The organism is Streptomyces sp. NPDC030820 (assembly GCF_055572075.1).
This window is the reverse complement of record NZ_JBVIEB010000002.1, coordinates 45,502-71,151: the sequence shown is the minus strand read 5'-3', so window position 1 is coordinate 71,151 and position 25,650 is coordinate 45,502. Positions and strand designations below refer to the sequence as shown.

The window sequence follows — 25,650 nt, the reverse complement described above, 5'->3', positions numbered from 1 at the left end:
GCGTCGGCCGCCGGTCTCCCGTCGCCGGCCGCCGGTCACGGCGGGAGCAGCGTGCCCAGCGGTCCGAGGTCGATGTTGAGGTCGCCCAGGGTGAGGCCGTAGCTGTCGCACAGTTCGGCCATCCGGTCGTGCAGCAGCATCAGGGTCAGGCCGAGACGTTCCTCCTGATCCTCGGTCAGATCGCCCTCGTCGACGCGGCGGAGGGCCTGCCGCTCCATCAGCTGGCGCAACAGCTCCACGATGGTCAGGACAAGCCGGACGAGGTCCCGCTCCACCGTGTCCGGGTCGGCGCGAAGCCGGCGCGCGGCGCCCTGGACCCGGCCGGTGGGCGACGGCGAGACGTCCTCCGGACGGGCGGGCAGCAGCGAGAAGGCACGGTCCGCGGCTTCGGCGACCTCGCGCAGCCGATCGGGGGACGGGCGGTCAGCGGGGCTCGTCACCGGAACCACCGTCTCCACCGTCTCCGCCGTGTCCGGTGAGCGCCTGCCGCGACGGAAGGAAGGTGGTCCACTGCTCGTCGAGCTGCTCGTGGACGGCGACCACCACGGCGCGCAGCGAGATCCTCACGAGATCGATGTCGGCGATGGACAGGACGAGGTCCCCGGTGAGCACCACACCGCCGCTCAGCAGCCGGTCCAGCAGGTCGATCAGGGCCACTTGCTGCTGACGGACCGAACGGTCGTCGTACGCGCCGTGCTCACTCACCGCCGCCCGGCCTCCCCCGGCGCATCCTCCTGCGCATCCCCCTGCCCGTCCTCCTGCGCGTCGGGCTCGGGCCGAGTGGTGAGTTCGGGCGGGGTGGCGAAGGAGTACGGCGCCCAGGGGCCGGTGACGTCCACGCGGATCCCGGGCAGGCCGTCCGCGGCACGCAGCATCCGGGTGCGGAACTGCTCGGCCAGATGGCGCGGGACCAGATAGGCGTCATTGGCGACGTTCACGCCCGGGACCTGGGCGAGTGTGCCCTCCTGCGGCCGGTGCCGGGTCCGGTCGACCGCGAGGCCGCGGGCCTCCTCCTCCGTACGCCGGACAGCCTCCTCGGCGAGTCGCCACGTGTCCTCCCGCTCCTGCCGCTGGTGCCTGCGGCTGCGCAGATAGGCGCGTCCGGGGCTCGTGCCGTCGGCCGGGCCGCGAGCTTCCGCAGGGGCGGGCTCGGACGGGGGCGGCACCTCGGCGTACACCTTGACGCCCCATTCCTCGTGGCCGGCGAGCCGGTCCAGCAGCGCGGTGAAGGACGCCTCCTGGCTGCGCAGCATGTCCCGGACGCGGTTCTCGTCGAGATACACGGTCGCCAGCCGCAGGGGGAGGATCGTGGCGTTCCGGGCCAAGGTCTCGATCACCAGGTTGTGAGCCCGGGCGGTCGCCTCCAGCCACCGCAGGTCCTCAAGACCGGTCTTCAGCGCTGCCTCCGAGAACTCCTCCCGGGGCACCGCGCTGACCGCGGCGGCCACCGCACCCGAGCGGACCAGGCTGACCGGGGCGTCCGCCACGCCCCGGAGCCGGGCGAGCGCCGTCGGCTCCGGCGCGGCGGACGAACCCACCACGGCGTACGCGTAGCACAGCTGCTCGTCCACCGTCCTCAGCTCCGGTCCTCGTCGTCCTCGTCGTCCCCGGCCGTACGGCGCTTACGGCGTGGCTCGGCACGCGTCGCACGGCGGGCCTGGTCGGCGTCACTCGCCCGCCGGGCCTGATCGGAGTCACCTGTGTCGTGGGACCGACGACGGCTGCCGGATCCGCTCTCGGACAGCTCCGGCCGGGACCCGTCGAGCTGCCTGCGCAGCACCTCCACTTCCTCGCGCAGGCGCTTGTTCTCGGCCTGGATGCTGTGCCTGCGGTCGGCGCGGGACGAAAGGGCGGGGTCGTGCTCCCACCAGTCGATGCCGATCTCCCTGGCCTTGTCGACGGACGCCACGAGGAGCCGGAGTTTGATGGTGAGCAGCTCGATGTCGAGGAGGTTGATCTTGATGTCGCCGACGATGACGATGCCCTTGTCGAGCACGCGCTCCAGAATGTCGGCAAGGTTCGCGCTGGACCCCTGACCGTACGGGGAGAGGGATCGCGACGACCCGGGGACGGCGGGCTCGTACTCGCTCACGGCATCTCGACCTCGTTTCCTGGGCAGCGGAATCTATCCGCGGCGCCGGCGACTGTCGGCGGTGCGGCTCTCGGCGGGTTCTTCCTCCGCCTCGTCGTAGTAGCGGTCGTCGTAGGAGCGGTCGTCGGTCTCTCCGCCCTCGTCCTCCTCTTCGGTGTCTTCCTCGTCCTCCTCTTCGGCCTCGTCGTAGGACTCCTCGGGCTCCTCTTCCTCCTCGGGCTCCTCTTCCTCCTCGGCTGCCTCTTCCTCCTCGGCTCCCTCTTCGCCCTCGTACTCCCCCTCGTCCTCGCCTTCGCGCGCCTCGGCCTCCTCCGGGCCGCGCACGACCTCGCCGCCGCGAATTTCGCCGCGCCACCCTCCGGTGGCCTCTCCGCGCATCATCACGAAGGTGCGGAAGAGCTTCAGATCCAGCCGGGCGCGGCGCCCCTGCGCCCGTACCAGGCCGCCGACCCGCTCGACCACGCCCTTCGGGAAGTACTCCAGGACGAGCAGCACCTTGGTGAGGTTCTCCCCGAGGGGATGGAAGGTGACGACGCCCTTGGTGACGGCCTTCTCCCCTTCGGACGTCCAGGCGATCCGTTCGTCGGGCACCTGCTCCGTGATGATGCCCCGCCAGCGACGGCCCGCCTTGGCGATCCTCACCTCCCAGTGGGTGGTGATCTCGTCCTCCTGCTCGACGTGGACGACGCCCTTGGCGAACCGCTCGAACTCCGTGAACTGCGTCCACTGGTCGTAGGCCTCGCGTACGGGCACGCCGACGTCGATGTCCTCGATGATGGTCAGGCCCCTGCCCGTGCCCGGGCTCACCGTGGCCTTCTCGTGCCGCTTCTCGGCGACGTCCTTGGCCTTGTCCAGCAGTGTGTCCTTGGCGTGGGACGCGGTCGAGGTCAGCGCCTCGCCGGACGGCAGCGCGTGCCGGAGGAGCTTCAGGCCGCCTTTCGTCGCGGCGGTCGTCAGCACGCCGGGACTGAGGTGCGTCTCGCTCAGTTTGCGTGCCCCTTCGCCGAGCCGGTGGCCCACGCCCTCCAGCATCAGTTGGAGCCGGGCTTCCAGGTACTGCTCGACCTCTTCCTTCAGCCGGTTCGCGCCAGGGTTCTGCAGTGCCTGTTCACGGACCTTGCTGAGAGTCCCGGCACCGCCCGAGCCACGTCCCGGCGTCTTGCCCTCAGCCATCGTCAGGCCTCCTCGCTCATGCGGTGTCGCTCTTGGATCGGCCCCCGGTCCCCGTCGTCCTCCTGCGGCGCGGCTCGCCCTCGTCCTGATCCGGCCCGCGGTGCTGCGCCTTCCTTGCGCGCCCCTGGCTCCGGCGGGTCTCACCCTTGTGGCCTTCGCTCCGGCGCCCGCCGGCTCCGGCCTCGCGTTCCTCCTCCTCGCCGTCCTCGTCCTCGTCCTCGCGGGCCTCGTCCTGGCGCGACTCCGAGGCCCGGTCCGCCTCACCACCGTGCCCCGCACCGTCCGGATGCCCCTTTTCGTGCAGTCCCGCCGTGCGTTCGTGGATCGCGTCGGCCAGGCTGTCGGCCTTCGCCGTCAGCACGGAGGTCGCCGCCGCCTTGCCCGCGCCCGACAACTCGGTGCGCACCTGCTCGGTGACGTTGCTGAGGAAGGGGGAGTCCTGTACGGCCTTGACGAGCTGCCCGGGCTTGATCCGGGATCCTGCCAGCAGCCCGGCCAGGCTCAGAGCGAACTTGGCCTTCTTCGTCCGGCCCAGCACATATCCGGCGAGGACTGCCGCGCCGATCTTGGCGTTGTTCATAGTGCGACTTCTTTCCTGTCCGGCGCCTCACAGACCGCCCTGCGCACCGCGTCGCAGGTGATAGGCCCTGATCTCCTCCAGGTGGTGCATCAGCTCCGCCTCGCGGCGGGCGAACTCCTCGTCGTCGATACGGCCCTCGGTCCGCTCCCGCTCCAGGCGCACGAGGCGTTCCTGAACGGGTCCGGGGTCGTAGTACTCGTCCTCGGCGGCGCGTACGACCTTGTCGAGCACCCACCAGACCCCGCGCACGGGGGCAGCCGGGAGTGCCAGGATCTCGCCGATCAGTCCTCCCATATCGCCTCCTCGTGCGGTCCGGGCAGGTCACGCAGCGGGTCAGGCGAAGCTGTACGGCGGCAGTGGCCCCCGCACCCGCAGTTCGACGTCCTCTCCGTACCGCTCGGCCAGCTCCTGGGCGGCACGGGTGAATTCTTCGGACTGCTCGCCGTCCATCAGGAAGGAGACGTTCACGAAGTACTGCTGGGACGGCTCCGCGAGTTTCTCGGCCATCGCCAGTGGCCGCAGGGCGGCGAGTACCTCGCCGGCGAGCGCCTCCTGCCGGGTCTGCACCCCCTGGGCCAGGAGTTCCCCGAGCGCCACCCGGTCCTGCTGGGTTCCGCCGCCTTCGCGGGTCGCCTCGTTGAGCGCGCGGGCCTGCTCGGACGTCTCCAGGACGTCCCGGAGCAGCACATCCTCGTCGCACAGGCCCTTGACGTTGAACTCCACCCGTCCGGTGAGCTCGTCGAGGCGTTGCGCGTACGCCTCGGCATTGGCCTCCAGTACGGCGCGTACGGCGCCCTCGTCCTGGGCGACGTACCCGAAGCTCAGCGGGAGGACGGTGCCGCCACTCCACAGCTGATTTATGACCTCGTGGTGCGCCCCCAGATCCCGCCGGGAGACCGAGAGGTCCTCCGGGGTGTCGCTGACCACGGCGCACAGCGAGTCGCCGCGCACCACACGCAGTTCGGCGGGCGATTCACCCACTCCCTTCAGACCGCTCAGGTCCAGCGAGTGCGAGTTGTTGGTGATCGCGTACACGTACACGGGCATCACGTGCTCACTCCTCCCGCTCCCTGGAGGAACGGCGGCCCGCGCCGCGTTCTACGTGATTGTGCTGCTTCTCCCGGTCCCGCTCGCCCTCGGTCGCCTGACTCTTCTGGAACGAGTCGGTGAACGCCTGGACCGCGCCGGTCAGCGCCCCTTTGCTCTTGCCACGGGCGCCGCCCTCGGCGGTCTTCTCGACGATGTCGGTCAGCTGCGCGGGGGCCTTGCGACCCGCCTCCAGGTCCAGCCGGTTGGCGGCCTCGGCGAAGCGCAAATAGGTGTCGACGCTGGCCACGACCACGCGCGCGTCGACCTTCACGATTTCGATGCCTATGAGGGACACCCGTGCGAACACGTCGATGACCAGTCCTCGGTCGAGGACCAATTCCAGCACGTCGTACAGGTTTCCAGAACCTCCGGCCGGCCCGGCAACGGCGCCACCGCCTTGCGGCACAACAGTCACGGTTCTTTTTCCCTTAGAACGAAGGGGAAGGGCTCAGCGAGGTGTCCTGTGGTCCCAAGACAGTCCTAGCGGCGGCCCTCTTTGTCGACCTGCGCGCGGGTGTAGCGGTGTACGCGCTCGTACGCGACCAGCTTGCCCGCGGGGTCCATGACGACCTGGTAGCCGGCCATGACACTGCTCGTCTCCGGCACGCGCTCCAGTTCCACGACTTCGACTTCGGCTTCCCAGCCCCCGTCGGTCGGTCTCAGCGCCGAAACCGACTCCGGGGTTCGCCCCAGCAGCTCGGCGAGCTGCGCGATCGCGCTGCGCATGGCGTCGGACGCGGACACGCGCTCCGGCGCGGGCTCCTTGTGCGACGCGGTGCGTGCTGCGTCCGCCTTACGGTCCTTCGTGATCAGTCACCTTCTAGCTCTTCTTCAACCTTACGCCCGCCATGCCAGTACCCAGGGGGACGGCGGACTCACCTGTGGCGGCCAGCCATTTGTTCCAGCCGGGCGATGCGGTCCGCCATCGGCGGGTGCGTGGAGAACATCTTGGTCAGGCCCTGGCCCGAGCGGAACGGGTTCGCGATCATCATGTGGCTGGCGGTCTCGATCCGGGGCTCGGGGGGCAGCGGGAGCTGCTGGGTGCCGGTCTCCAGCTTGCGCAGGGCACTGGCGAGGGCCAGCGGATCGCCGGTGAGCTGGGCGCCGGAGGCGTCCGCCTCGTACTCGCGGGAGCGGCTGATGGCCAGCTGGATGAGGCCGGCGGCGAGCGGACCGAGGATCATGATCAGCAGCAGGCCGAGCAGGCCGGGGCCGTCGTCGTCGTCCGAGCGGCCGACCGGGATCAGCCAGGCGAAGTTCACCAGGAACATGATCACCGAGGCGAGCGCGCCGGCGACCGAGGAGATGAGGATGTCCCGGTTGTAGACGTGGCTGAGCTCATGGCCGATGACGCCCCGCAGCTCACGCTCGTCCAGCAGGCGCAGGATGCCCTCGGTGCAGCACACGGCCGCGTTGCGCGGGTTGCGGCCCGTGGCGAAGGCGTTGGGGGCCTCCGTGGGCGAGATGTACAGCCGGGGCATGGGCTGGCGGGCCTGCGTGGACAGCTCGCGGACCATGCGGTACAGCGCGGGGGCCTCGAACTCGCTGACCGGGCGGGCGCGCATCGCGCGGAGGGCCAGCTTGTCGCTGTTCCAGTACGCGTACGCGTTCGTGCCCAGGGCCACCAGGACCGCGACGATCAGACCGGTGCGGCCGAAGAGGCTGCCGATGACGATGATGAGTGCGGACAGTCCCCCGAGGAGTACTGCGGTCCTGAGCCCGTTGTGCCGGCGGTGCACCGTGCGCCCTCCAAGTCGTGCAGCTGGGGAACACTTTGGTCCAGTGGACCCTCCCGCTTGTGACAACGCCAGGCGGCGGCTGCGAGTTCCCAGGTGGGTGCGGCTGCGCGCCGGGGCCGTACGGGTGATGGGCGCGTACGGCCACGCGCGCGTGGAGGCCACGGGTGCCCACGCGCGCGTGGCCGAGCCTTCAGAAAAGGCCGGTGGCCGCGAAGCGGAGGACCAGCTGGGGTGCTCCGGACAGGGCGACGCCGAGTACGCCGGTGAGGGCGAGGGCGGCCGTGAGGGGGGCCGGGACGTGGTGCCGGGCGGGTGCGCCCTCGGGGGCGCGGAACAGCAGGGCCGTCCACTGCAGGTAGTAGAAGAGGGCGATCACCACGTTGACGGCCATGACGACCGCGAGCCAGCCGAGGCCCGCGTCGACGGCCGCCGAGAACACGGTGACCTTGGCGAACAGGCCGATCACGCCGGGCGGCAGCCCGGCCAGGCACAGCAGGAAGAACGCCAGCAGGAGCGCGGTGAGCGGGTTGGTGGCGTACAGGCCCCGGTAGTCGGCGATCCGGTTCAGAGCCCGGCTACGGCCCACCACGGCGGCCACCGCGAACGCGCCGAGGTTCACGGCGCCGTACATCAGCGCGTAGGCCACCGTGGAGCCGATCGCCTTCTGCGGGTCCTTGGCGTAGCCGGCGGCCGCGATCGGCACCAGCAGGTAGCCGGCCTGGCCGACGGAGGACCAGGCGAGCAGCCGTACGGCGCTGAACGCGCGCGTGGCCTGCTGGCGCAGGGCGCCGACGTTGCCGACGGTCATGGTGAGCGCGGCCAGGGCGGCGAGCGCGGGACCCCAGACGTCGGCGTACGACGGGAACGCGACGACGGTGACAAGGATCAGGCCGGAGAAGCCGACCGCCTTGCCGACGACCGACAGGTAGGCGGCGACGGGCAGCGGTGCGCCGACGTAGGTGTCGGGCACCCAGAAGTGGAAGGGCACGGCGGCCGTCTTGAACGCGAAGCCGATCAGGGTGAGCACGACACCCGCCTGGGCGAGCGTGTGCAGCTGTCCGCCGACCTGGGGCAGGCGCTGGGCGACCTGGGTGAGGTAGAGGGTGCCGGTGGAGGCGTAGACGAAGCTGACGCCCATCAGGCTGACCGCCGTGGCCGTCACCGAGGACAGGAAGAACTTCAGGGCGGCCTCGGAGGACCGCTCGTCGCCGTGCCGGATGCCGACGAGGGCGAAGGCGGGCAGGGAGGCGACCTCCAGGGCGACGATCAGGGTGGCCAGGTCGCGGGAGGCGGGCAGCAGAGCGGCTCCGGCCGCGGAGGACAGCAGCAGGAACCAGAACTCCCCCGGCGGGACGCGCCGCTGGTCGTCCCTGAGGTTCGTGACGGACAGCAGGGCCGCGAGGAGCGCGCCGCCCAGGACGAGGAACTGGATGACGAGCGCGAAGTGGTCGGCGGTGTAACTGCACGCGCGCGTGCCGCCGCCGGTGAGGCAGAAGGTGCTGCGGTCGCCGTCGAGGAGGGGCAGCAGCATCAGCGCGGCCACCGCCAGCCCGGCGACCGAGACCCAGCCGAGGACGGCCTTGCGGGCCTCGGGCAGGAACAGGTCGGCGACCAGGACGACGAGTCCCACCGCGGCGGCGATGGTCGGCGGGGCGACGGCCAGCCAGTCGACGGACTGGACGAGCGACTCGGCGAGGGGCTGGGCGCTCATCGGGTGCCTCCTGCGAGGAGCTGGTGCACGGCCGGGTCGGTCAGGCCGAGCAGTGCCCTCGGCCACAGTCCGGCGGCGACGGTGAGGGCGACGAGCGGGGTCCAGGCCGCGAACTCGTAGCCGCGTACGTCGGCGAGCTTCGGGACCTGCTGTTCGACGCCGCCCATGCACACGCGGCGCACCACGATCAGCATGTACGCGGCCGTCAGCAGGGTGCCGAACGCGCCGATCGCCATGAACGTGAGGAACGCCGGCCGACTGAGGTCGGCGGCGGGCTTGAACGCGCCGAACAGGGCCAGCATCTCGCCCCAGAACCCGGCGAGCCCGGGCAGCCCGAGCGAGGCGACCGCGCCGAAGGCGAGCAGGCCGCCGAGGCGCGGGGCCTTGCCGTACAGCGCGGCGCCGGTCTCCTCGGCCAGGGTGTCCAGGTCGGTGGTGCCGGTGCGGTCCTTCAGCGCGCCGACCAGGAAGAAGAGGAGGCCGGTGATGAGGCCGTGGGCGATGTTGGCGAACAGGGCGCCGTTGACGCCGGTCGGGGTCATGGTGGCGATGCCCAGCAGGACGAAGCCCATGTGGCCGACGGAGGAGTAGGCGATCAGCCGCTTGAGATCGCCCTTCGCGCCCTGCTTGGCCAGCGCCAGACAGGCCAGGGACCCGTAGATGATCCCGACGACGGCGAACGCGGCGAGATACGGCGCGAAGGTGTGGAAGCCGTGCGGCGCCACCGGGAGCAGGATGCGGACGAACCCGTACGTACCCATCTTCAGCAGGACACCGGCCAGCAGCACCGAGCCGACGGTCGGCGCGGCGGTGTGGGCGTCGGGCAGCCAGCTGTGCAACGGCCACATCGGCGACTTCACCGCCAGCCCGATCCCGATCGCCAGAACGGCGATGACCTGCACGGATGCGGTCAGCGACCGGCCGTTGTCAGTGGCGAGTGCCACCATGTCGAACGTGCCCGCCTTGATGCCGATCAGGAGCAGGCCGAGCAGCATGACCACGGAGCCGAGCAGCGTGAACAGGATGAACTTCCACGCGGCCCGGGTCCGGCCCTCACCGCCCCAGCGGGCGATGAGGAAGTACATCGGGATGAGCACCATCTCGAACGCGAGGAAGAACAGCAGCAGATCGAGGACGGCGAAGGTCGCGAGGGTGCCGGACTCGAGCAGGAGCAGCAGCGCGACGAACGCCTTCGGGGAGCCGCCCGTGGGCGGCTTGAAGTAGGAGTACAGCGCGCACAGGAAGGTCAGCAGCGCGGTCAGGACGACGAGGGGGAGGGAGATGCCGTCGATGCCGAGGTGGATCCGCACGTCGAGCGCGGGGATCCAGCTGATGTCCGTCGTGGCCTGCATCCTCGACGGATGGTCCTGGTCGAAGCCGAGCGCCAGGGCGATCGCGGCGACGAGGATCGCGCCGGTCACGGTGACGCCATGTCGCAGCACGGCCTGCTCGGGCGACTTCCCCTTCAGCCCGGGCGGGGCAGGGAGAAGGGCGGCGCCGGCGCCGAGGAGCGGGCCGACGACGACGAATGCCAGAAGGAACTGCATCACGGACTCGTTGATATCGATCACGCCTGCTCACGCTCCCGTGGCGACGAGGACGACGGCGACCGCCAGGACGACGGTGCCGGCGAGCAGAGCGCTCACATAGGTCTGCACATTGCCGGTCTGCGCCCGCCGCACGGCGGCCCCGAGCAGCCGGGGCAGGGCGGCCGCGCCCTGTACGTAGGTCTCGACGACCTCGCGGTCGAGGAACCGGACGAGGCTCGCTCCGGCCTGCACCGGGCGGACGAACAGCGCCGCGTACACGGCGTCCAGGTGGAAGCCGACGGCCGCGTGGCGGCGCAGCGGGCCGAGCAGCAGCCGCGCCGGGTCCGCCGGGTCGGGCGCGTAGGCGATGTCGCCGTAGGCCGGCTCGTGGGTGGCGATGGCCTCGGCCTCGACCAGCCCGGCGTCCTCCTCCGGATGGGCGGCGACCGCGCCCAGCGGGACGCGGACGGCGAGCTGGGTGGTGCGCTGCCAGGCGCCGTAGGTGAGCAGCCCGCCGACCACGGCGAGGCCCGTGCCCAGGATGGAGGTGAGAAGGGTCGGGGTCAGGTCGCGGCCGTCGAACCAGCCGGGCAGGACGCGGTAGGCGAGCCCGCCGAAGGCGAGGGACGGCACGGCGAGGACCCACAGCACCACGGTCATCGTCAGCGGCTGGCGGCCGTGGTCGGGGGCCTCGGCGCCCCGGCCGCGGAAGGCCAGGAGCCACAGCCGGGTGGCGTACGCGGCGGTCAGCAGGGCCGTGACCAGGCCGGTGGCGAGGACGGTCCAGCCGGCCGCGCCGGGCACGTGCGCGGTGTGTCCGTCGGCCGCTCGCTCGGCGGCGCCGAGGACGGACTCCTTGGAGAAGAAGCCGCTGAACGGCGGGATCGCGGCGAGTGCGAGGAGCGCCACGGTCATGGTCCAGTAGGCGTCCGGGACGCGGTCGCGCAGGTGGCTCATCCGGGACATGGCGGCCAGTGAGTTGGTGCCGGAGGCGTGGATGATCACACCGGCCGCGAGGAACAGCAGCGCCTTGAAGGCGCCGTGGGACAGGAGGTGGAAGACGGCGGCACCGCGGTCGCCCACGGCGAGGGCGCCGGTCATGTAGCCGAGCTGGCCGATCGTCGAGTAGGCGAGGACGCGCTTGATGTCGTCCTGGGCGAGACCGGCGAGACCGGAGCCCACCATCGTGACGGCGGCCATGACGGCCAGCACGATCATCGCGGCCTGGGAGGCCTCGAACACCGGAAGGAGGCGGGCGACGAAGTAGACACCGGCGGCGACCATCGTCGCGGCGTGGATCAGCGCGGAGACGGGCGTGGGGCCCGCCATCGCGTCCGGGAGCCAGGTGTGCAGCGGGAACTGCGCCGACTTGCCCGCGACACCCGCGAGGAGCAGCAGGGCGACCACCGTCGGATGGTGCAGGTTGCCGCTCGCTACGGCGCCGAGGACGCGGGTGATGCGGAAGGAGCCGGCGTCGGTGGCGAGCGCGAACAGGCCGATGAGGAACGGCACGTCACCGAGCTTGGTGACCAGGAATGCCTTCAGGGAGGCGGCGCGGGCCTCGGGGGTCTCCCAGTAGTGGCCGACCAGGAAGTAGGAGCAGATGCCCATGACTTCCCAGCCGACCAGCAGCACGATCAGGTCGCCGGAGTAGACGACGAGGAGCATCGCGGAGGTGAACAGGGAGACGAGGGCGGCGTACGAGGGGTAGCGCGGGTCGTCGCGCAGATAGCCCGTCGAGTAGATCTGCACGCAGGCCGCGACGAACGCGACCAGGATCGCGACGAGCGCGGCGAAGCCGTCGATGTGCAGCGCCAGCTCGATGGGGACCGAGCCGGTGGGCGTCAGCCCGGTGTGCGCGTCGATGGCCTGACCGCCGCCCTGGCGTGCGGCGACCAGCGCCGCCAGGACGAGCGAGACCAGCGGCGGCAGCACGGCGAGTGGGCGGACGAACCCGGGCGCGGTGCGGCCGAGCAGCAGTCCGGCCGCGGCGCCGAGGAACGGCAGAAGGGGGACGAGGACGGCGAGGGTGGTCGTGGTCACGCGGTGGCCTCAGCCTTCTCGGCCGCGGAGGAGCCCGGTCCCTCGGTGCCGGGGCCCTCGGCGGTGTCGCGGAGCTTGTCGATGTCGGAGGTGCCGCGGTTGCGGTAGACGGCGAGCACGATCGCCAGGCCGATGCCGATCTCGGCGGCGGCGATGGTGATCGTGAACAGGGTCAGCGCCTGGCCGGAGTGCAGGGTGTCCTTCGCGGCCCGGCTGAGCCAGACGTCGAAGGCGACGAGGTTGAGGTTGACGGCGTTGAGCATCAGCTCGACCGACATCAGGACCAGGATCGCGTTGCGGCGGGCGAGGACGCCGTACAGGCCGGTGCAGAACAGGAGGACGGAGAGTACGGCCGGGTAGGCGAGATGCATCAGCGGGCGCCTTCCTGCTCGACCGGGGGAATTCCGGAATCCGTGACGGACGGGGAACTCTCGGTGACGCCCCGGGAGTTCACATGGGGAGGGTTCGACTCCGCCTTCGCCTTGCGGGACAGGACGATCGCGCCGACCAGGGCCGCGAGGAGCAGGACGGACAGGGCCTCGAAGGGCAGCACCCAGTTCCGGAACAGGCTCTCGCCGGTGACCCGGGTGGAGCCGGTGGCCGGGCCGTTCAGATCGATCCAGGTGGTGCGAAAGGCGTCGACGACCACCCAGACCAGGGCGACGGCGGCGGCGACCGCGACGGTCAGGGCGGCCCAGCGGTTGCCGGAGTCGGCGTCCGGGGAGCGGCCGATGGGGGCCTTGGTGAGCATCAGACCGAACAACAGGAGGACGACGACGGAACCGACGTAGATAAGGACCTGCACCCAGGCGATGAACTCGGCCGTGAGCAGCAGGTACTCCACGGCGAGACCGCCGAGCGCGACCACCAGCCACAGGGCGGCGTGCACCAGTTGGCGGGTGGTGACGGTGATCAGCGCCGCGCCGAAGGTGACCAGGCCGACGAGGAGGAAGGCGATCTCGACGCCGGTCGGGGACAGGAAGCCGTGCGAGGCCGCGGCGAAGTGCATGCCGGGTCGCCCCGCGGCGGGACTCAGGGTCGAGGCGAGGGTCATGACGCGCCCTCACCCGGTTCGGCCTGCGCGGCCGCCAGCTTCTCGGCGGTCTTGCGGGCGGCGGCGATCTCCTTCGGCTCCTCGGCGGCGGGGTCGAGGGCCGGCGGGGCGGGGACGGTCCACATCCACTCGCGGAGCTTGTCCCGCTCGTGGGTGAGGTCACGGATGTCGGTCTCGGCGTACTCGAACTCCGGGGACCAGAACAGGGCGTCGAAAGGACACACCTCGATGCAGATACCGCAGTACATGCACAGGGAGAAGTCGATGGCGAACCGGTCGAGGACGTTGCGGCTGCGCTCGCGGCCGCCCGGAGCGGCGGGCGGGACGGTCTCCTTGTGGGAGTCGATGTAGATGCACCAGTCGGGGCACTCACGGGCGCAGAGCATGCAGACCGTGCAGTTCTCCTCGAACAGGCCGATCACGCCACGCGTGCGGGGCGGCAGTTCGGGCTGGGCGTCCGGGTACTGCTCGGTGACCGTCTTCCTGGTCATCGTGCGGAGGGTGACGGCCAGGCCCTTGGCGAGGCCACTGCCAGGAATGGGGGCCATGGTTACGAGATCACCACCTTGACGATGCCGGTGAGGGCGATCTGGGCGAGGGAGAGGGGGACGAGGAGGGTCCAGGACAGCTTCTGGAGCTGGTCCTCGCGCAGCCGCGGGTAGGTGACGCGGAGCCAGATGACGAGGAAGGCGAGGATCGCGGTCTTCAGCAGGGTCCACAGCCAGCCCAGGCCGTCGTGGCCCCACGGGCCGTGCCAGCCGCCCAGGAAGAGGACGGTGGTCAGGCCGCACAGGACGACGATCCCGGCGTACTCGGCGAGGAGGAAGAGTGCGAACCGCAGACCGGTGTACTCGGTGTACGCGCCGAAGATGATCTCCGAGTCGGCGACAGGCATGTCGAACGGCGGGCGCTGCAGCTCGGCGAGTCCGGCGACGAAGAAGACGACCGCGCCGACGATCTGCCAGGGCACCCACCACCAGTGGAAGGCGTGCAGGATGCCGGGCAGCGAGACCGTGCCCGCCGCCATCGCGACCGAGGCGGCGGCGAGCAGCATCGGCAGTTCGTAGGCGAGCAGCTGGGCGGCCGTGCGCAGGCCGCCGAGCAGGGAGAACTTGTTCGCGCTGGCCCAGCCGGCCATGAGCGAGCCGAGCACGCCGACGCCCATCACGGCGAGCACGAAGAACACACCCGCGTCGAGGACCTGGCCGACGGCTCCCTTGCTCGGGCCGATCGGGATGGCGAGCAGCACGAGGAGGTACGGCAGCAGGGCGACGGCGGGGGCGAGCTGGAAGACGCGGCGGTCGGCGCCGGCCGGGACCACGTCCTCCTTCTGCGCGAACTTCACGCCGTCCGCGATGAGCTGGGCCCAGCCGTGGAAGCCGCCGGCGTACATCGGGCCCAGCCGGCCCTGCATGTGCGCCATCACCTTGTGCTCGGTCTGGCCGACGATCAGCGGGAAGGTGAGGAAGACGCCGAACACGACCAGGAGTCGCAGGGCGACGTCCAACGCGCCGTTCACTGCGGGCCTCCTGAGGTGGTGTCGTCGTTGGGCTCGGGGTTGTCGGGGGTGTTGGGGTCGTCGCCGGTGCCGGGGTCGTCGCCGGTGCCGGGGGCGTCGCCGGTGCCGGGGTCGTCGCCGGTGGCGGGCTCGTCGCCGGTGCCGGGGTCGTCACCGGTGCCAGGGGGCCGCGTGGGTTGCTGCTCGGTCTGCCCGGCTTCGGCGGGGACCTGACCGGGTTCGGCGGGGGTCTGCCCGGGTTCGGCGGACGCCTGCTCGGCTTCGGCAGAGGTCTGCCCGGGTTTCGCGGGGGCCCGCTCAGGCTCCACAGACGTCCGTTCAGGCCCCGTCGAGGCCTGCTCGGGCCCCGCACCGGTCCGCCCCCGTACCTCCGGCGCCTGCTCGGGCCCCGCCGGGGCCTGTTCGGGCTCCTCGAAGGCTGGGCGGGCGTGGTGCCACGGGGCGTCCGAGCTGCGCGGGGCCGTGCTCCGGCGGGCGGGAGGAGCGGCGCTGTCCGGCGCCGCCGGCTCAGCCGCATCCGGTGCCGTCGGTTCCGGAGTCTGGGGTCGCTGAGAGGCCGAGCCCTCCGAGGCGCTGCGGGCGCGGCGCGGACGGGCCGGGGCGGGGCCGGGCTCATGGGCCACCGAGGCCTCGGCGGCCGGGCCCTCCGCTGCCGCAGCCGCCGCGGCCTGGGTCGCGTCGCCCTCGGCCGCCGTCTGCTTGAGCCCCGCGGCGTCCTGGGGTGCCCGCGTCTGGCTCACCGAGCCCTCGTCGGCGCTCCGCATCCGGCGCGGCCGCACACCGGCAGCCCCGGCGGCCCCGGCAGCCCCAGCCGCCCCAGCCGCCTCGCTCGTCGGCTCGGTCGGGGCGGCCTGCGCGGTCTGGCTCGCGGAGCCCTCCGCCGCCGTGCGGGTGCGCCGTACCGGGCGGTCTGCGGCCGCTCCCGCGCGAGCCGCTGGGCGTTCGCCCGGCGCTCGGCCCGCGCCGCGGGCCGGGCGGGCCGGGGCAGGGGGCAGCTGGCCCTTCAGGGGGCCCCACTCGTTGGGGTCCGGCACGCCCGGGGGGAGCATCTGGCGGCGCTTCGGGCCGCCGTGCTCGGATTCGCCGGGCTCCTTGGCGCCGGGCCAGGCCTTGGCGACGCGCGCGGCGAGGACGAAGTCCTTGCGCAGCGGGTGGCCCTCGAAGGTCTCCGGGAGGAGCAGGTGCTCCAGGCCCGGGTGGCCCTCGAACACCACGCCGAACATCTCGTGGGTCTCGCGCTCGTGCCAGGCGGCGCCCGCGTAGACGCCGACGGCGGAGGGCAGCGCAGGCGCCTCGTGCGGGACGGTCGTACGGACCAGGAGGCGGCGGACCGGGCCCAGGGCGACGACATGGGCGGAGACGCGGAAGCCCGTGCCCGGTTCGTCGACCGCGCTCAGCCAGTCGAAGTAGCTGCAGCCCAGGGTCGTACGGGCCGTCTCCAGGGCGGTGAGCCAGGAGGACGGCGGTACGTCCACGGTCAGGAGGTCGTAGGCCTCCTCGGCCGTGGCGTCAGCACCGAAGAGGTCCTCGACCGGGGCGGGCAGCCAGCCGACCGTGCTCATCGGGCATCCCCCTCACCGGCGGGGGCGGGCGCCTTCACCAGGTCGCTGGTCAGGGCGGCCACCGACGGCCGGGAGTCGCCGTACCGCTCCCCCAGCGACTCGCGGGCGATCTTCTCCTGGAGCTTGAGGATGCCCTGGAGCAGCGCCTCGGGGCGCGGCGGGCAGCCGGGGACGTAGACGTCGACCGGGATGATCTGGTCGACGCCCTTCGTCACCGAGTACGAGTCCCAGTAGGGGCCGCCGCAGTTGGAGCAGGCGCCGAAGGAGATGACGTACTTCGGCTCGGGCATCTGCTCGTACAGGCGCTTGACGGCCGGGGCCATCTTGTCCGTGACCGTGCCCGACACCACCATCAGGTCGGCCTGGCGCGGCCCGGGGGCGAACGGGATCACGCCGAGGCGGATGAAGTCGTGGCGGGCCATCGACGCGGCGATGAACTCGATCGCACAGCAGGCGAGGCCGAAGTTGAAGACCCACAGCGAGTAGCGACGGCCCCAGTTCAGGACCACCTTCATCGGCTCGGGGGCCAGGCGGGCGAGCGCGCCCAGCCGCTTCGGCTCCGGGAGTGACACAGGAGTGGGGGTCACGTCCATGTCAGGACGCCCTTCTTGTATGCGTACAGCAGGCCCACGGCGAGGAAGCCGAGGAAGACGAACATCTCCACGAGCGTCGTCGCGCCGTAGCCGGGGGCGGCGAAGACCGTCGCCCAGGGGAACAGGAAGATCGAGTCGACCGCGAAGATCACGTACAGGAAGGCGTAGACGTAGTAGCGGACCTGGGTGTGGGCCCAGCCCTCGCCGACGGGGTCGACGCCGCATTCGTAGGTCAGCAGTTTCTCAGGTGTCGGCACGACCGGGCGCAGCAGGCGGCCCGCGCCGAAGGCGACCGCGACGAACAGCACGCCGACGAGGGCGAGCAGGCCCACCACCGAGTAGGACTGGAAGTAGCCGGCCGCGATGACGTTCGCCGCGGCGGCCGTCGAGTCCCCCAACGTCTCCCGCACCGTCCGACCTCGCTCCCTGACATCATTCGACGATCTGTACGCACGGGAGTCTAGGCCCTGATAAAGAGCTGGTAAGCAGCTCGTCACGCCGTGAGACAGATGACGGCTACGGCCGACGGGTGCGGGGTGGGGTTTTCCCCCGTCGGCGGAGGGCGGCGTACCGCATGGCGCGGAGGGTGCACGGCGCGGCAGGCTGGCCGTTATGACCGCTACCAGCTCAGCCGTCGACCGGGCCGACGGCACCGACCGTCTGCCCCCGGTCCGGCCGGCGTACGACACGCATACGTGGAAGGAGATCCTGTATCTCCTGCTGAACCTGCCGGTGGCGGTGTTCGGCTTCGTCTACGCGATCACCGTGTTGTCCGTCGGCGGGTCCTTGACGATCACCGTCGTCGGCCTGCCGCTGCTGGCGTTCAGTCTGCTGGGCTCCCGGCAGCTGGGGAAGCTGGAGCGGGCCCGCGCGCGGCGGCTGCTCGGGGTGCGGGTGGAGGAGCCGACCCCGCTGCCGCTCGCGAAGAGCGGCGCGCTGACACAGCGGCTGTGGATGGCGCTGAAGGACCCGGTGGGCTGGCGGACGCTGCTGTACGACGTCATCCGGCTTCCCTGGGGCATCCTCACCTTCTGCACCGTGCTGACCTCCCTGTTCGTGCTGTGGCCGGTGCTGCCGTATCTGGCGCGGGGTCTGGCGAACGTGGACCGCTTCCTGGTGCGCGGGCTGCTGTCGCCCTCGGACGAGCTGGAGCGCCGTATCGCCGAGCTGGAGTCGGACCGCGGGGTCGTGGTCGACACGGCCGCCGCCGATCTGCGGCGCATCGAGCGGGACCTGCACGACGGGGCCCAGGCCCGGCTGGTCAATCTGGCCATGGGGCTCGGTCTGGCCAAGGAGAAGCTGCTGGAGGATCCCGACTCGGCGGCGGCGATGGTGGAGGAGGCGCACGGCGAGGTGAAGCTGGCCCTCCAGGAGCTGCGCGACCTCGCCCGCGGCATCCATCCGGCCGTACTCACCGACCGGGGCCTGGACGCAGCCCTGTCCTCGGTCGCCACCCGCTGCACGGTGCCGGTGAAGGTGACCGTGGACCTGCCGGACCGCCCGGCACCGGCCATCGAGGGCATCGCCTACTTCACGGTCTCCGAGCTGCTGCAGAACATCAGCAAGCACAGCGGGGCCCGGTCCGCGTCGGTGGACGTGTGGCGCGCGGCGGACCGGCTGCTCATCCAGGTCCGGGACGACGGCCGGGGCGGCGCCCGCCTGGAGGGCGGCACCGGCATGCGCGGCCTCGCGGAGCGCCTGGGTGCCGTTGACGGCCTGTTCGTCCTCGCCTCCCCACCCGGCGGCCCGACGGTGGTCACGGCCGAGCTGCCGTGGCGGGACCGCACGGAGTAGCCGACGGCTCCTCATGCACGTGCCGGCGACTGCAACGCCCCAAGGGGCGCGGGGAACTGCGCGACCAGCCACAACGAACCCGCACCGAACCGACGACAGAACCCCCGCGGCTGTCCGCGACCGACGGCACCGAGAAACCACCGGCACCCAAAACGACCCGGCCCACCCGCCGGAGGCCATGGTGGGGAAAACCCCCGCCCCAAGACGCCGACGACCTCCATGGCCCGCAAACCCCCGGCGCACGACTCTGGAAGCACGGCTGAACCGCCGCTCACACGACGAGAACGGGACGAGATCGATGGCCATGGAGTACGGACACGGATACGGGCGGGAGGACGAACGGACCCGCACCGGCCATCGGCTGCCCCCCGCCCTGCGGGCACCGTTCGAGGCGCGCAGCTGGCGCGAGTTCGGCTATCTCCTGCTGAGCCTGCCGATCTCGATCGTGCTGTTCACCTGGACGGTGACCATGGCGTCGCTCGGCGCGGGCCTGCTGGTGACCTTCCTCGGCATCCCGGTCCTCGCGGCGGCGCTCGCCGGCTGCCGGGGTTTCGGCGCGCTGGAGCGGGCGCGGGCGCGCGGGCTGCTGCGGCTGGAGGTGGCCGAGCCCGAGCCGCTGCGGATGCCCAAGCCGGGCGCGCTGGCCTGGATGGGCGCGGTGCTCAAGAGCGGCACCTCCTGGCGGAACCTGCTGTACGCGCTGGTGCAGTTCCCGTGGGCGGTGTTCTCGTTCTCGGTGGCGGTGAGCCTGTGGACGACGGGCTGGACGCTGCTGTCGTACCCGCTGTGGTTCTGGGTCTTCCCGGCGTACGCCGGCCAGGGCGGCATCCAGCTGTACGGCGACCAGCACCACAGCGTCTATCTCGACAACCCCTTCGAGATCACCGTGACCGCGCTGGTCGGGTTGCTGTTCACGCTGGCCACGCCGTGGATCGTACGGGCCCTGACGGCGGTGGACGGGCTGCTGGTCCGGGGCCTGCTGGGGCCGTCGCTGCTGTCGGCCCGGGTGGTGGAGCTGGAGTCGGACCGCGGGGTGGTGGTCGACACGGCCGCCGCCGATCTGCGGCGTATCGAGCGGGACCTGCACGACGGGGCCCAGGCGCGGCTGGTCAACCTCGCGATGGACCTGGGGCTGGCGAAGGAGAAGCTGCGGGAGGATCCGCGGGCGGCGGCGCAGATGGTGGACGAGGCGCACGGGGAGGTGAAGACGGCGCTGCAGGAGCTGCGCGATCTGGCCCGCGGCATCCACCCGGCCGTGCTGACCGACCGGGGTCTGGACGCGGCGTTGTCCGCGGTCGCCTCCCGCTGCACGGTGCCGGTGCGGGTGGAGGTCGATCTGCCGGCCCGCCCGGCGCCCGCCATCGAGGGCATCGCCTACTTCACGGTCTCCGAGCTGCTGCAGAACATCAGCAAGCACAGCCGGGCCCGGTCCGCGTCGGTGGACGTGTGGCGCGCGGAGGACCGGCTGATGCTGCAGGTGATCGACGACGGCGTCGGCGGCGCGGACGTCTCCCGCGGCTCGGGCCTGGCCGGTCTCGCCGGCCGCCTGGACGCGGTGGACGGTGTCCTCCTGGTGGACTCCCCGGCAGGCGGACCGACCCGGGTGATCGCGGAACTGCCCTGGCGCACCTGACGCGAGAACCCGTCCCGGCCTTTCCCGCCCCTGCCCCGGGGGCGGGAATTGTGCTGGTGCGGCGAGCGGCGCGTACCGAATGCTGGAATGCTGGACCCCCGTACGAGACCTGCGTAGCGACTTGGGGGGCCAGGAGATCGTGGAGGACAGGGTGCGGGTGGTCATCGCCGAGGACTCAGTGCTGCTCAGGGAGGGCCTGACCCGGCTGCTGACCGACCGCGGGCACGACGTCGTGGCCGGCGTCGGGGACGCGGAGGCCCTGGTGAAGACCGTCGCCGACCTGGACGCCCAGGGCGAGCTGCCCGACGTGGTGGTGGCGGACGTACGGATGCCGCCGACACACACCGACGAGGGCGTACGGGCGGCCGTACGGCTGCGGAAGGCCCACCCGGGGCTCGGCGTGCTGGTGCTGTCGCAGTACGTGGAGGAGCGGTACGCCACCGAACTGCTGGCCGGTTCCAGCCGGGGCGTGGGCTATCTGCTCAAGGACCGGGTCGCCGAGGTGCGCGAGTTCGTCGACGCGGTGGTGCGGGTGGCCCAGGGCGGTACGGCGCTGGACCCCGAGGTGGTCGCGCAGCTGCTCGGCCGCAGCCGCAAGCAGGACGTGCTGGCGGGACTGACCCCGCGGGAGCGCGAGGTGCTCGGGCTGATGGCGGAGGGGCGCACGAACTCGGCGATCGCCAAGCAGCTGGTGGTCAGCGACGGCGCCGTGGAGAAGCACGTCAGCAACATCTTTCTGAAGCTCGGGCTGGCGCCGAGCGAAGGGGACCACCGGCGTGTTCTGGCCGTACTGACCTATCTGAACTCCTGACCCGAAGAACACTGTGTCAGCAGGGCGTCAGCCGGTCCGGCTTCTGTGGGAAGTCCGGGTACCCGGATGGAAGACCGGAGGAGCCGACCGGGGAAGGACGGCCTGACAGCTCAGCGCCATGCCGACTCGACAGCGCCACAGGCCGACTCGAATGTCGTCCATTCTGTGGATCGCTCGGGAAGGCGACCCTAACCGACGTAGGGTTGATCCTGGGATGGTCCGTGGGACGACCACGCCCCGGACAGCCGCCTCGAAGGAGGTCCAGTTCAGTGACCAGCCAGGTCAGCAGCCAGGCGGAGCAGACCGACGGAGCCGTCGTCGGAGAACAGCGCAAACCGGGCGGCGCCAAGGACGTACGGCGCCTGGACCGGGTGATCATCCGGTTCGCGGGGGACTCGGGTGACGGCATGCAGCTCACCGGTGACAGGTTCACCTCGGAGACCGCGTCCTTCGGCAACGACCTCTCCACCCTCCCCAACTTCCCCGCCGAGATCCGCGCGCCCGCCGGCACCCTGCCCGGCGTATCCAGCTTCCAGCTCCACTTCGCCGACCACGACATCCTCACCCCGGGCGACGCGCCGAACGTCCTGGTCGCGATGAATCCGGCCGCGCTGAAGGCGAACATCGGTGATCTGCCGCGTGGCGCCGAGATCATCGTCAACACCGACGAGTTCACCAAGCGCGCCCTGCAGAAGGTCGGCTACGACGTCTCCCCGCTGGACGACGGCTCGCTGGACGGCTACAACCTGCACCCGGTGCCGCTGACCACCCTCACGGTGGAGGCGCTGAAGGAGTTCGACCTCTCCCGCAAGGAGGCCGAGCGCAGCAAGAACATGTTCGCGCTGGGTCTGCTGTCGTGGATGTACCACCGGCCGACCGAGGGCACCGAGAAGTTCCTGAAGTCGAAGTTCGCGAAGAAGCCCCAGATCATGGCGGCGAACATCGCCGCGTTCCGGGCGGGCTGGAACTTCGGCGAGACGACGGAGGACTTCGCGGTCTCCTACGAGGTCGCCCCGGCCGCCAAGGCCTTCCCCCTGGGCACCTACCGGAACATCTCCGGCAACCTCGCCCTGGCCTACGGCCTGATCAGCGCGTCCCAGCAGGCGGACCTGCCGCTGTTCCTGGGCTCGTACCCGATCACCCCGGCATCCGACATCCTGCACGAACTGTCGAAGCACAAGAACTTCGGCGTGCGGACCTTCCAGGCGGAGGACGAGATCGCGGGCATCGGCGCCGCTTTGGGCGCGGCGTTCGGCGGCTCGCTCGCGGTGACGACGACGTCCGGTCCCGGTATCGCGCTGAAGAGCGAGACGATCGGCCTCGCGGTCTCCCTGGAGCTTCCGCTGCTGGTGGTCGACATCCAGCGCGGCGGCCCGTCCACGGGTCTGCCGACCAAGACCGAGCAGGCGGATCTGCTGCAGGCGATGTTCGGCCGCAACGGCGAGGCACCGGTGCCGATCGTGGCGCCGAAGACACCGGCGGACTGCTTCGACGCAGCTCTGGAGGCGGCCCGGATCGCCCTGACCTACCGCACCCCGGTGATGCTGCTGTCCGACGGTTACCTGGCCAACGGCTCCGAGCCGTGGCGGATCCCGGACCTGCACGAACTGCCCGACCTCAGGGTCCAGTTCGCCTCCGGCCCGAACCACACCCTGGACGACGGCACCGAGGTCTTCTGGCCGTACAAGCGCGACCCCGAGACCCTCGCCCGGCCGTGGGCGCTCCCGGGCACCCCGGGCCTGGAGCACCGCATCGGCGGCATCGAGAAGCAGGACGGCACGGGCAACATCTCCTACGACCCGGCCAACCACGACTTCATGGTCCGCACCCGGCAGGCCAAGGTCGACGGCATCGAGGTCCCCGACATCGAGGTCGACGACCCGCACGGCGCACGCACGCTGGTGCTGGGCTGGGGCTCGACGTACGGGCCGATCACGGCGGCGGTACGGCGGCTGCGGGCGGCCGGCGAGTCGATCGCCCAGGCCCATCTGCGCCACCTGAACCCCTTCCCGCGGAATCTGGGTGAGGTCCTGAAGGGGTACGACAAGGTAGTGATCCCCGAGATGAACCTCGGGCAGCTGGCCACCCTGATCCGGGCGAAGTACCTGGTCGACGCCCACTCCTACAACCAGGTCAACGGCATGCCGTTCAAGGCGCAACAGCTCGCCAAGGCTCTGAAGGAGGCCATCGATGACTGACACCGGCAACGGGCTGCTGCAGCTGGTCCCCAAGGCCGAGGCCAAGCAGTCGATGAAGGACTTCAAGTCGGACCAGGAAGTGCGCTGGTGCCCGGGCTGCGGTGACTATGCGATCCTCGCCGCCGTGCAGGGCTTCATGCCGGAGCTGGGGCTGGCCAAGGAGAACATCGTCTTCGTCTCCGGCATCGGCTGCTCCTCCCGCTTCCCGTACTACATGAACACCTACGGGATGCACTCCATCCACGGCCGCGCCCCGGCGATCGCCACCGGTCTGGCCACGAGCAGGCGGGATCTGTCGGTGTGGGTGGTCACCGGTGACGGCGACGCGCTGTCGATCGGCGGCAACCACCTGATCCATGCCCTGCGCCGCAACGTCAACCTGAAGATCCTGCTGTTCAACAACCGGATCTACGGCCTGACCAAGGGCCAGTACTCGCCGACCTCCGAACTCGGCAAGATCACCAAGTCGACGCCGATGGGCTCGCTGGACGCGCCGTTCAACCCGGTGTCGCTGGCGATCGGCGCGGAGGCGTCCTTCGTCGCCCGCACCGTCGACTCCGACCGCAAGCACCTGACCGAGGTGCTGCGCGCGGCCGCCGACCACCCGGGCACCGCGCTGATCGAGATCTACCAGAACTGCAACATCTTCAACGACGGCGCCTTCGACGCCCTGAAGGACAAGCAGCAGGCCCAGGAGGCGCTGATCCGGCTGGAGCACGGGCAGCCGATCCGCTTCGGCGCCGACGGGGCGCGCGGGGTCGTACGCAACAAGGCCACCGGTGACCTGGAGGTCGTCACGGTGACGGCGGAGAACGAGGCGGACATCCTGGTCCACGACGCCCACGCCGCGTCCCCGACCACCGCCTTCGCGCTCTCCCGGCTCGCCGACCCCGACACCCTGCACCACACCCCGATCGGCGTCTTCCGCTCGGTCGACCGGCCGGTCTACGACACGGCGATGGCCGAGCAGCTGGACACCGCGATCGAGCAGAAGGGCAAGGGCGACCTCGCCGCGCTGCTGGCGGGCGGGGACACCTGGACGGTCATCGGCTGAGTACGCCTTCGGCTTGGCTATGAGGCCCGGGACCGGACGTCCCGGGCCTCGTCGTATGCCCGGCGGGCGCTGAGCACGTCGTCCATGCGCCGCTCGGTCCACCGGGCCAGCGCGCGCACCTGCTCCGCCGCCTCGCGGCCCAGCCCGGTCAGGGAGTAGTCGACGCGCGGCGGGATGACGGGCTTGGCGTCCCGGTGGACGAGACCGTCGCGCTCCAGGGTCTGGAGAGTCTGGGTGAGCATCTTCTCGCTCACGCCACGCCCGCCGAGGCTGCTGATCGCCCGGCGCAGTTCGCTGAAGCGATACGGCCGGTCGAGGAGCTGGATCAGCACCAGCACACCCCAGCGGCTGGTGACGTGCTCCAGGACCAGGCGGTGGGGGCACATGGCCTCGCCGTCGCCCTTCCACTCACTTACCGACATGCCCGTACCTTACTTCAAAGTGGGTACTTTCGCTTGGTTAGCGCCCCTCCTAGGGTGAGTGCCGTACGAGAGTCACGGCACCCCCACAAGGAGTTCTGAACCATGAGCATCGTCGTCACAGGAGCCACCGGACACCTCGGCCGGCACGTCGTGGAGCAGCTGCTGGAGAAGGTTCCCGCGGAGCAGATCACCGCCGTCGTGCGCGACGAGGCGAAGGCCGCCGACCTCGCCGCCCGTGGGGTGAAGCCGGCCGTCGCCGACTACAACGCGCCCGAGACCTTCGACGGCCTGTTCGCCGCCGGTGACAAGGTGCTGCTGATCTCGGGCAACGAGTTCGACAAGGGCAGGGTGCAGCAGCACAAGGTCGTCATCGACGCCGCGAAGGCCGCCGGCGTGGCGCTGCTCGCCTACACCAGCGCCCCGGGCAGCCTCACCGCCGCGCTCGCGGACGACCACCGGGCGACGGAGGAGGTGCTCCTCGCCTCCGGCCTGCCGTACGCCCTGCTGCGCAACGGCTGGTACCACGAGAACTACACCGAGAACCTGGCCCCGGTGCTGGAGCACGGCGCGGTCGTCCAGGCCGCCGGCGACGGCCGGGTCTCCTCGGCCGCCCGCGCCGACTACGCCGCCGCGGCGGTGGCGGTGCTGACCGGCGAGGGCCACGAGAACAAGACGTACGAGCTGGGCGGCGACGAGGCGTGGGGCTTCGCCGAGTACGCGGCCGAGCTGAGCCGGCAGACCGGCAGGGAGATCGTCTACAACGCGGTCTCCGTGGAGACCTTCACCGGCATCCTGGCCGGTGCCGGGGCGCCCGGACCGCTGGCCACGATCCTGGCCGGCGTGGACGCCTCGGTCGAGAAGGGCGAGCTGGTGGTCTCCACCGGGGACCTGTCGCGGCTGATCGGCCGTCCCACCACGCCGCTGGCGGAGGCGGTCGCCGCCGCGCTCAAGCGCTGAGCGGGTCATGATCCATCCGGACTGTCATGACCGTATGGCGATACGGCCATGACAGTCGGGGGTTCTCGGCGCTACCTTCGTTCTCGCGTGTCTGATG

28 protein-coding genes are annotated in these 25,650 nt (G+C 71.2%); 6 read left to right on the top strand and 22 right to left on the bottom strand.

The genetic code is table 11. The annotated features are described in order from the left end of the window. Positions 1-35 precede the first annotated feature (35 nt). From ACZ418_RS04900 to ACZ418_RS04800, 21 genes are all read right to left on the bottom strand, one after another. Entirely contained in the window at positions 36-440 is a 405-nt protein-coding gene (locus ACZ418_RS04900) for a gas vesicle protein K (protein WP_468357087.1), read from the bottom strand. Then, positions 424-705 (bottom strand): gas vesicle protein, encoded by a 282-nt coding sequence (locus tag ACZ418_RS04895; protein WP_468357084.1) that lies wholly within the window; start codon positions 703-705, stop codon positions 424-426. Before ACZ418_RS04895 ends, ACZ418_RS04900 begins: the two co-directional genes overlap by 17 nt. After that, entirely contained in the window at positions 702-1,571 is an 870-nt protein-coding gene (locus ACZ418_RS04890; protein ID WP_468357081.1) for a GvpL/GvpF family gas vesicle protein, read from the bottom strand. Before ACZ418_RS04890 ends, ACZ418_RS04895 begins: the two co-directional genes overlap by 4 nt. A gap of 5 nt (positions 1,572-1,576) precedes the next feature. Then, positions 1,577-2,092, bottom strand: coding sequence for a gas vesicle protein (locus ACZ418_RS04885; RefSeq protein WP_468357078.1), 516 nt, complete (start codon positions 2,090-2,092; stop codon positions 1,577-1,579). Positions 2,093-2,125: 33 nt separating this feature from the next. Next, positions 2,126-3,265 carry an SRPBCC family protein gene (locus ACZ418_RS04880; protein WP_468357075.1) on the bottom strand — a complete coding sequence of 380 codons (1,140 nt, stop codon included), beginning with the start codon at positions 3,263-3,265 and terminating at the stop codon, positions 2,126-2,128. Positions 3,266-3,281: 16 nt separating this feature from the next. Beyond that, complete coding sequence (locus tag ACZ418_RS04875; protein ID WP_468357072.1) at positions 3,282-3,845, bottom strand: ABC transporter substrate-binding protein; 564 nt, start codon at positions 3,843-3,845, stop codon at positions 3,282-3,284. Positions 3,846-3,872: 27 nt separating this feature from the next. Continuing rightward, a complete protein-coding gene (locus ACZ418_RS04870; RefSeq protein WP_468357069.1) occupies positions 3,873-4,139 on the bottom strand; it encodes a gas vesicle protein GvpG in 267 nt (88 codons plus the stop codon). Positions 4,140-4,178: 39 nt separating this feature from the next. Beyond that, on the bottom strand, positions 4,179-4,892 hold the full coding sequence (locus ACZ418_RS04865) for a GvpL/GvpF family gas vesicle protein (RefSeq protein ID WP_468357066.1): 714 nt from the start codon (positions 4,890-4,892) through the stop codon (positions 4,179-4,181). A gap of 7 nt (positions 4,893-4,899) precedes the next feature. Beyond that, a complete protein-coding gene (gvpJ, locus tag ACZ418_RS04860) occupies positions 4,900-5,349 on the bottom strand; it encodes a gas vesicle protein GvpJ (RefSeq protein ID WP_468357063.1) in 450 nt (149 codons plus the stop codon). Positions 5,350-5,414: 65 nt separating this feature from the next. After that, complete coding sequence (gene gvpO, locus ACZ418_RS04855) at positions 5,415-5,744, bottom strand: gas vesicle protein GvpO (RefSeq protein ID WP_468358844.1); 330 nt, start codon at positions 5,742-5,744, stop codon at positions 5,415-5,417. Between the two features lie 65 nt (positions 5,745-5,809). Beyond that, a complete protein-coding gene (gene htpX / locus ACZ418_RS04850; protein ID WP_468357060.1) occupies positions 5,810-6,673 on the bottom strand; it encodes a zinc metalloprotease HtpX in 864 nt (287 codons plus the stop codon). 190 nt (positions 6,674-6,863) lie between these two features. After that, entirely contained in the window at positions 6,864-8,384 is a 1,521-nt protein-coding gene (locus ACZ418_RS04845) for an NADH-quinone oxidoreductase subunit N (protein WP_468357057.1), read from the bottom strand. Further along, a complete protein-coding gene (locus tag ACZ418_RS04840) occupies positions 8,381-9,955 on the bottom strand; it encodes an NADH-quinone oxidoreductase subunit M (RefSeq protein ID WP_468357054.1) in 1,575 nt (524 codons plus the stop codon). Before ACZ418_RS04840 ends, ACZ418_RS04845 begins: the two co-directional genes overlap by 4 nt. Positions 9,956-9,961: 6 nt before the next feature. Next, on the bottom strand, positions 9,962-11,956 hold the full coding sequence (locus ACZ418_RS04835; protein ID WP_468357051.1) for an NADH-quinone oxidoreductase subunit 5 family protein: 1,995 nt from the start codon (positions 11,954-11,956) through the stop codon (positions 9,962-9,964). Continuing rightward, positions 11,953-12,327: an NADH-quinone oxidoreductase subunit NuoK gene (gene nuoK / locus ACZ418_RS04830; protein ID WP_468357048.1), complete on the bottom strand. Its 375-nt coding sequence runs from the start codon at positions 12,325-12,327 to the stop codon at positions 11,953-11,955. Before nuoK ends, ACZ418_RS04835 begins: the two co-directional genes overlap by 4 nt. Continuing rightward, positions 12,327-13,010, bottom strand: coding sequence for an NADH-quinone oxidoreductase subunit J family protein (locus ACZ418_RS04825; RefSeq protein ID WP_468357045.1), 684 nt, complete (start codon positions 13,008-13,010; stop codon positions 12,327-12,329). The genes nuoK and ACZ418_RS04825 overlap by 1 nt, the downstream gene beginning before the upstream one ends. Further along, entirely contained in the window at positions 13,007-13,558 is a 552-nt protein-coding gene (locus ACZ418_RS04820) for a NuoI/complex I 23 kDa subunit family protein (protein ID WP_468357042.1), read from the bottom strand. The genes ACZ418_RS04825 and ACZ418_RS04820 overlap by 4 nt, the downstream gene beginning before the upstream one ends. 2 nt (positions 13,559-13,560) lie before the next feature. Further along, positions 13,561-14,529: a complex I subunit 1/NuoH family protein gene (locus ACZ418_RS04815; protein WP_468357039.1), complete on the bottom strand. Its 969-nt coding sequence runs from the start codon at positions 14,527-14,529 to the stop codon at positions 13,561-13,563. Further along, the gene (locus ACZ418_RS04810) at positions 14,526-16,091 is read right to left on the bottom strand and encodes an NADH-quinone oxidoreductase subunit C (RefSeq protein WP_468357036.1); all 1,566 of its coding nucleotides are present in this window, start codon (positions 16,089-16,091) and stop codon (positions 14,526-14,528) included. Before ACZ418_RS04810 ends, ACZ418_RS04815 begins: the two co-directional genes overlap by 4 nt. Beyond that, entirely contained in the window at positions 16,088-16,684 is a 597-nt protein-coding gene (locus ACZ418_RS04805) for an NADH-quinone oxidoreductase subunit B (RefSeq protein WP_468357033.1), read from the bottom strand. The genes ACZ418_RS04810 and ACZ418_RS04805 overlap by 4 nt, the downstream gene beginning before the upstream one ends. Beyond that, on the bottom strand, positions 16,675-17,094 hold the full coding sequence (locus tag ACZ418_RS04800; RefSeq protein ID WP_468357030.1) for an NADH-quinone oxidoreductase subunit A: 420 nt from the start codon (positions 17,092-17,094) through the stop codon (positions 16,675-16,677). The genes ACZ418_RS04805 and ACZ418_RS04800 overlap by 10 nt, the downstream gene beginning before the upstream one ends. 202 nt (positions 17,095-17,296) lie before the next feature. On the opposite strand from ACZ418_RS04800, the gene ACZ418_RS04795 reads away from it, so the two are divergent. The 5 genes from ACZ418_RS04795 to ACZ418_RS04775 all read left to right on the top strand — a co-directional run bounded on the left by ACZ418_RS04795 (position 17,297) and on the right by ACZ418_RS04775 (position 24,174). After that, positions 17,297-18,478, top strand: coding sequence for a sensor histidine kinase (locus ACZ418_RS04795; RefSeq protein ID WP_468357027.1), 1,182 nt, complete (start codon positions 17,297-17,299; stop codon positions 18,476-18,478). Between the two features lie 298 nt (positions 18,479-18,776). Further along, positions 18,777-20,111, top strand: coding sequence for a sensor histidine kinase (locus ACZ418_RS04790; RefSeq protein WP_468357024.1), 1,335 nt, complete (start codon positions 18,777-18,779; stop codon positions 20,109-20,111). Between the two features lie 151 nt (positions 20,112-20,262). After that, positions 20,263-20,922: a response regulator transcription factor gene (locus tag ACZ418_RS04785; RefSeq protein ID WP_365723093.1), complete on the top strand. Its 660-nt coding sequence runs from the start codon at positions 20,263-20,265 to the stop codon at positions 20,920-20,922. Between the two features lie 269 nt (positions 20,923-21,191). Next, entirely contained in the window at positions 21,192-23,120 is a 1,929-nt protein-coding gene (locus ACZ418_RS04780) for a 2-oxoacid:acceptor oxidoreductase subunit alpha (protein WP_468357021.1), read from the top strand. Beyond that, positions 23,113-24,174: a 2-oxoacid:ferredoxin oxidoreductase subunit beta gene (locus ACZ418_RS04775; protein WP_468357019.1), complete on the top strand. Its 1,062-nt coding sequence runs from the start codon at positions 23,113-23,115 to the stop codon at positions 24,172-24,174. The genes ACZ418_RS04780 and ACZ418_RS04775 overlap by 8 nt, the downstream gene beginning before the upstream one ends. A 17-nt stretch (positions 24,175-24,191) precedes the next feature. Here the strand turns inward: ACZ418_RS04775 and ACZ418_RS04770 are convergent, their stop codons facing one another. After that, positions 24,192-24,596, bottom strand: coding sequence for a winged helix-turn-helix transcriptional regulator (locus ACZ418_RS04770; RefSeq protein ID WP_468357016.1), 405 nt, complete (start codon positions 24,594-24,596; stop codon positions 24,192-24,194). A 102-nt stretch (positions 24,597-24,698) separates the two neighbouring features. On the opposite strand from ACZ418_RS04770, the gene ACZ418_RS04765 reads away from it, so the two are divergent. After that, positions 24,699-25,553 carry an SDR family oxidoreductase gene (locus tag ACZ418_RS04765; RefSeq protein ID WP_468357013.1) on the top strand — a complete coding sequence of 285 codons (855 nt, stop codon included), beginning with the start codon at positions 24,699-24,701 and terminating at the stop codon, positions 25,551-25,553. The last annotated feature ends 97 nt before the right edge of the window (positions 25,554-25,650 follow it).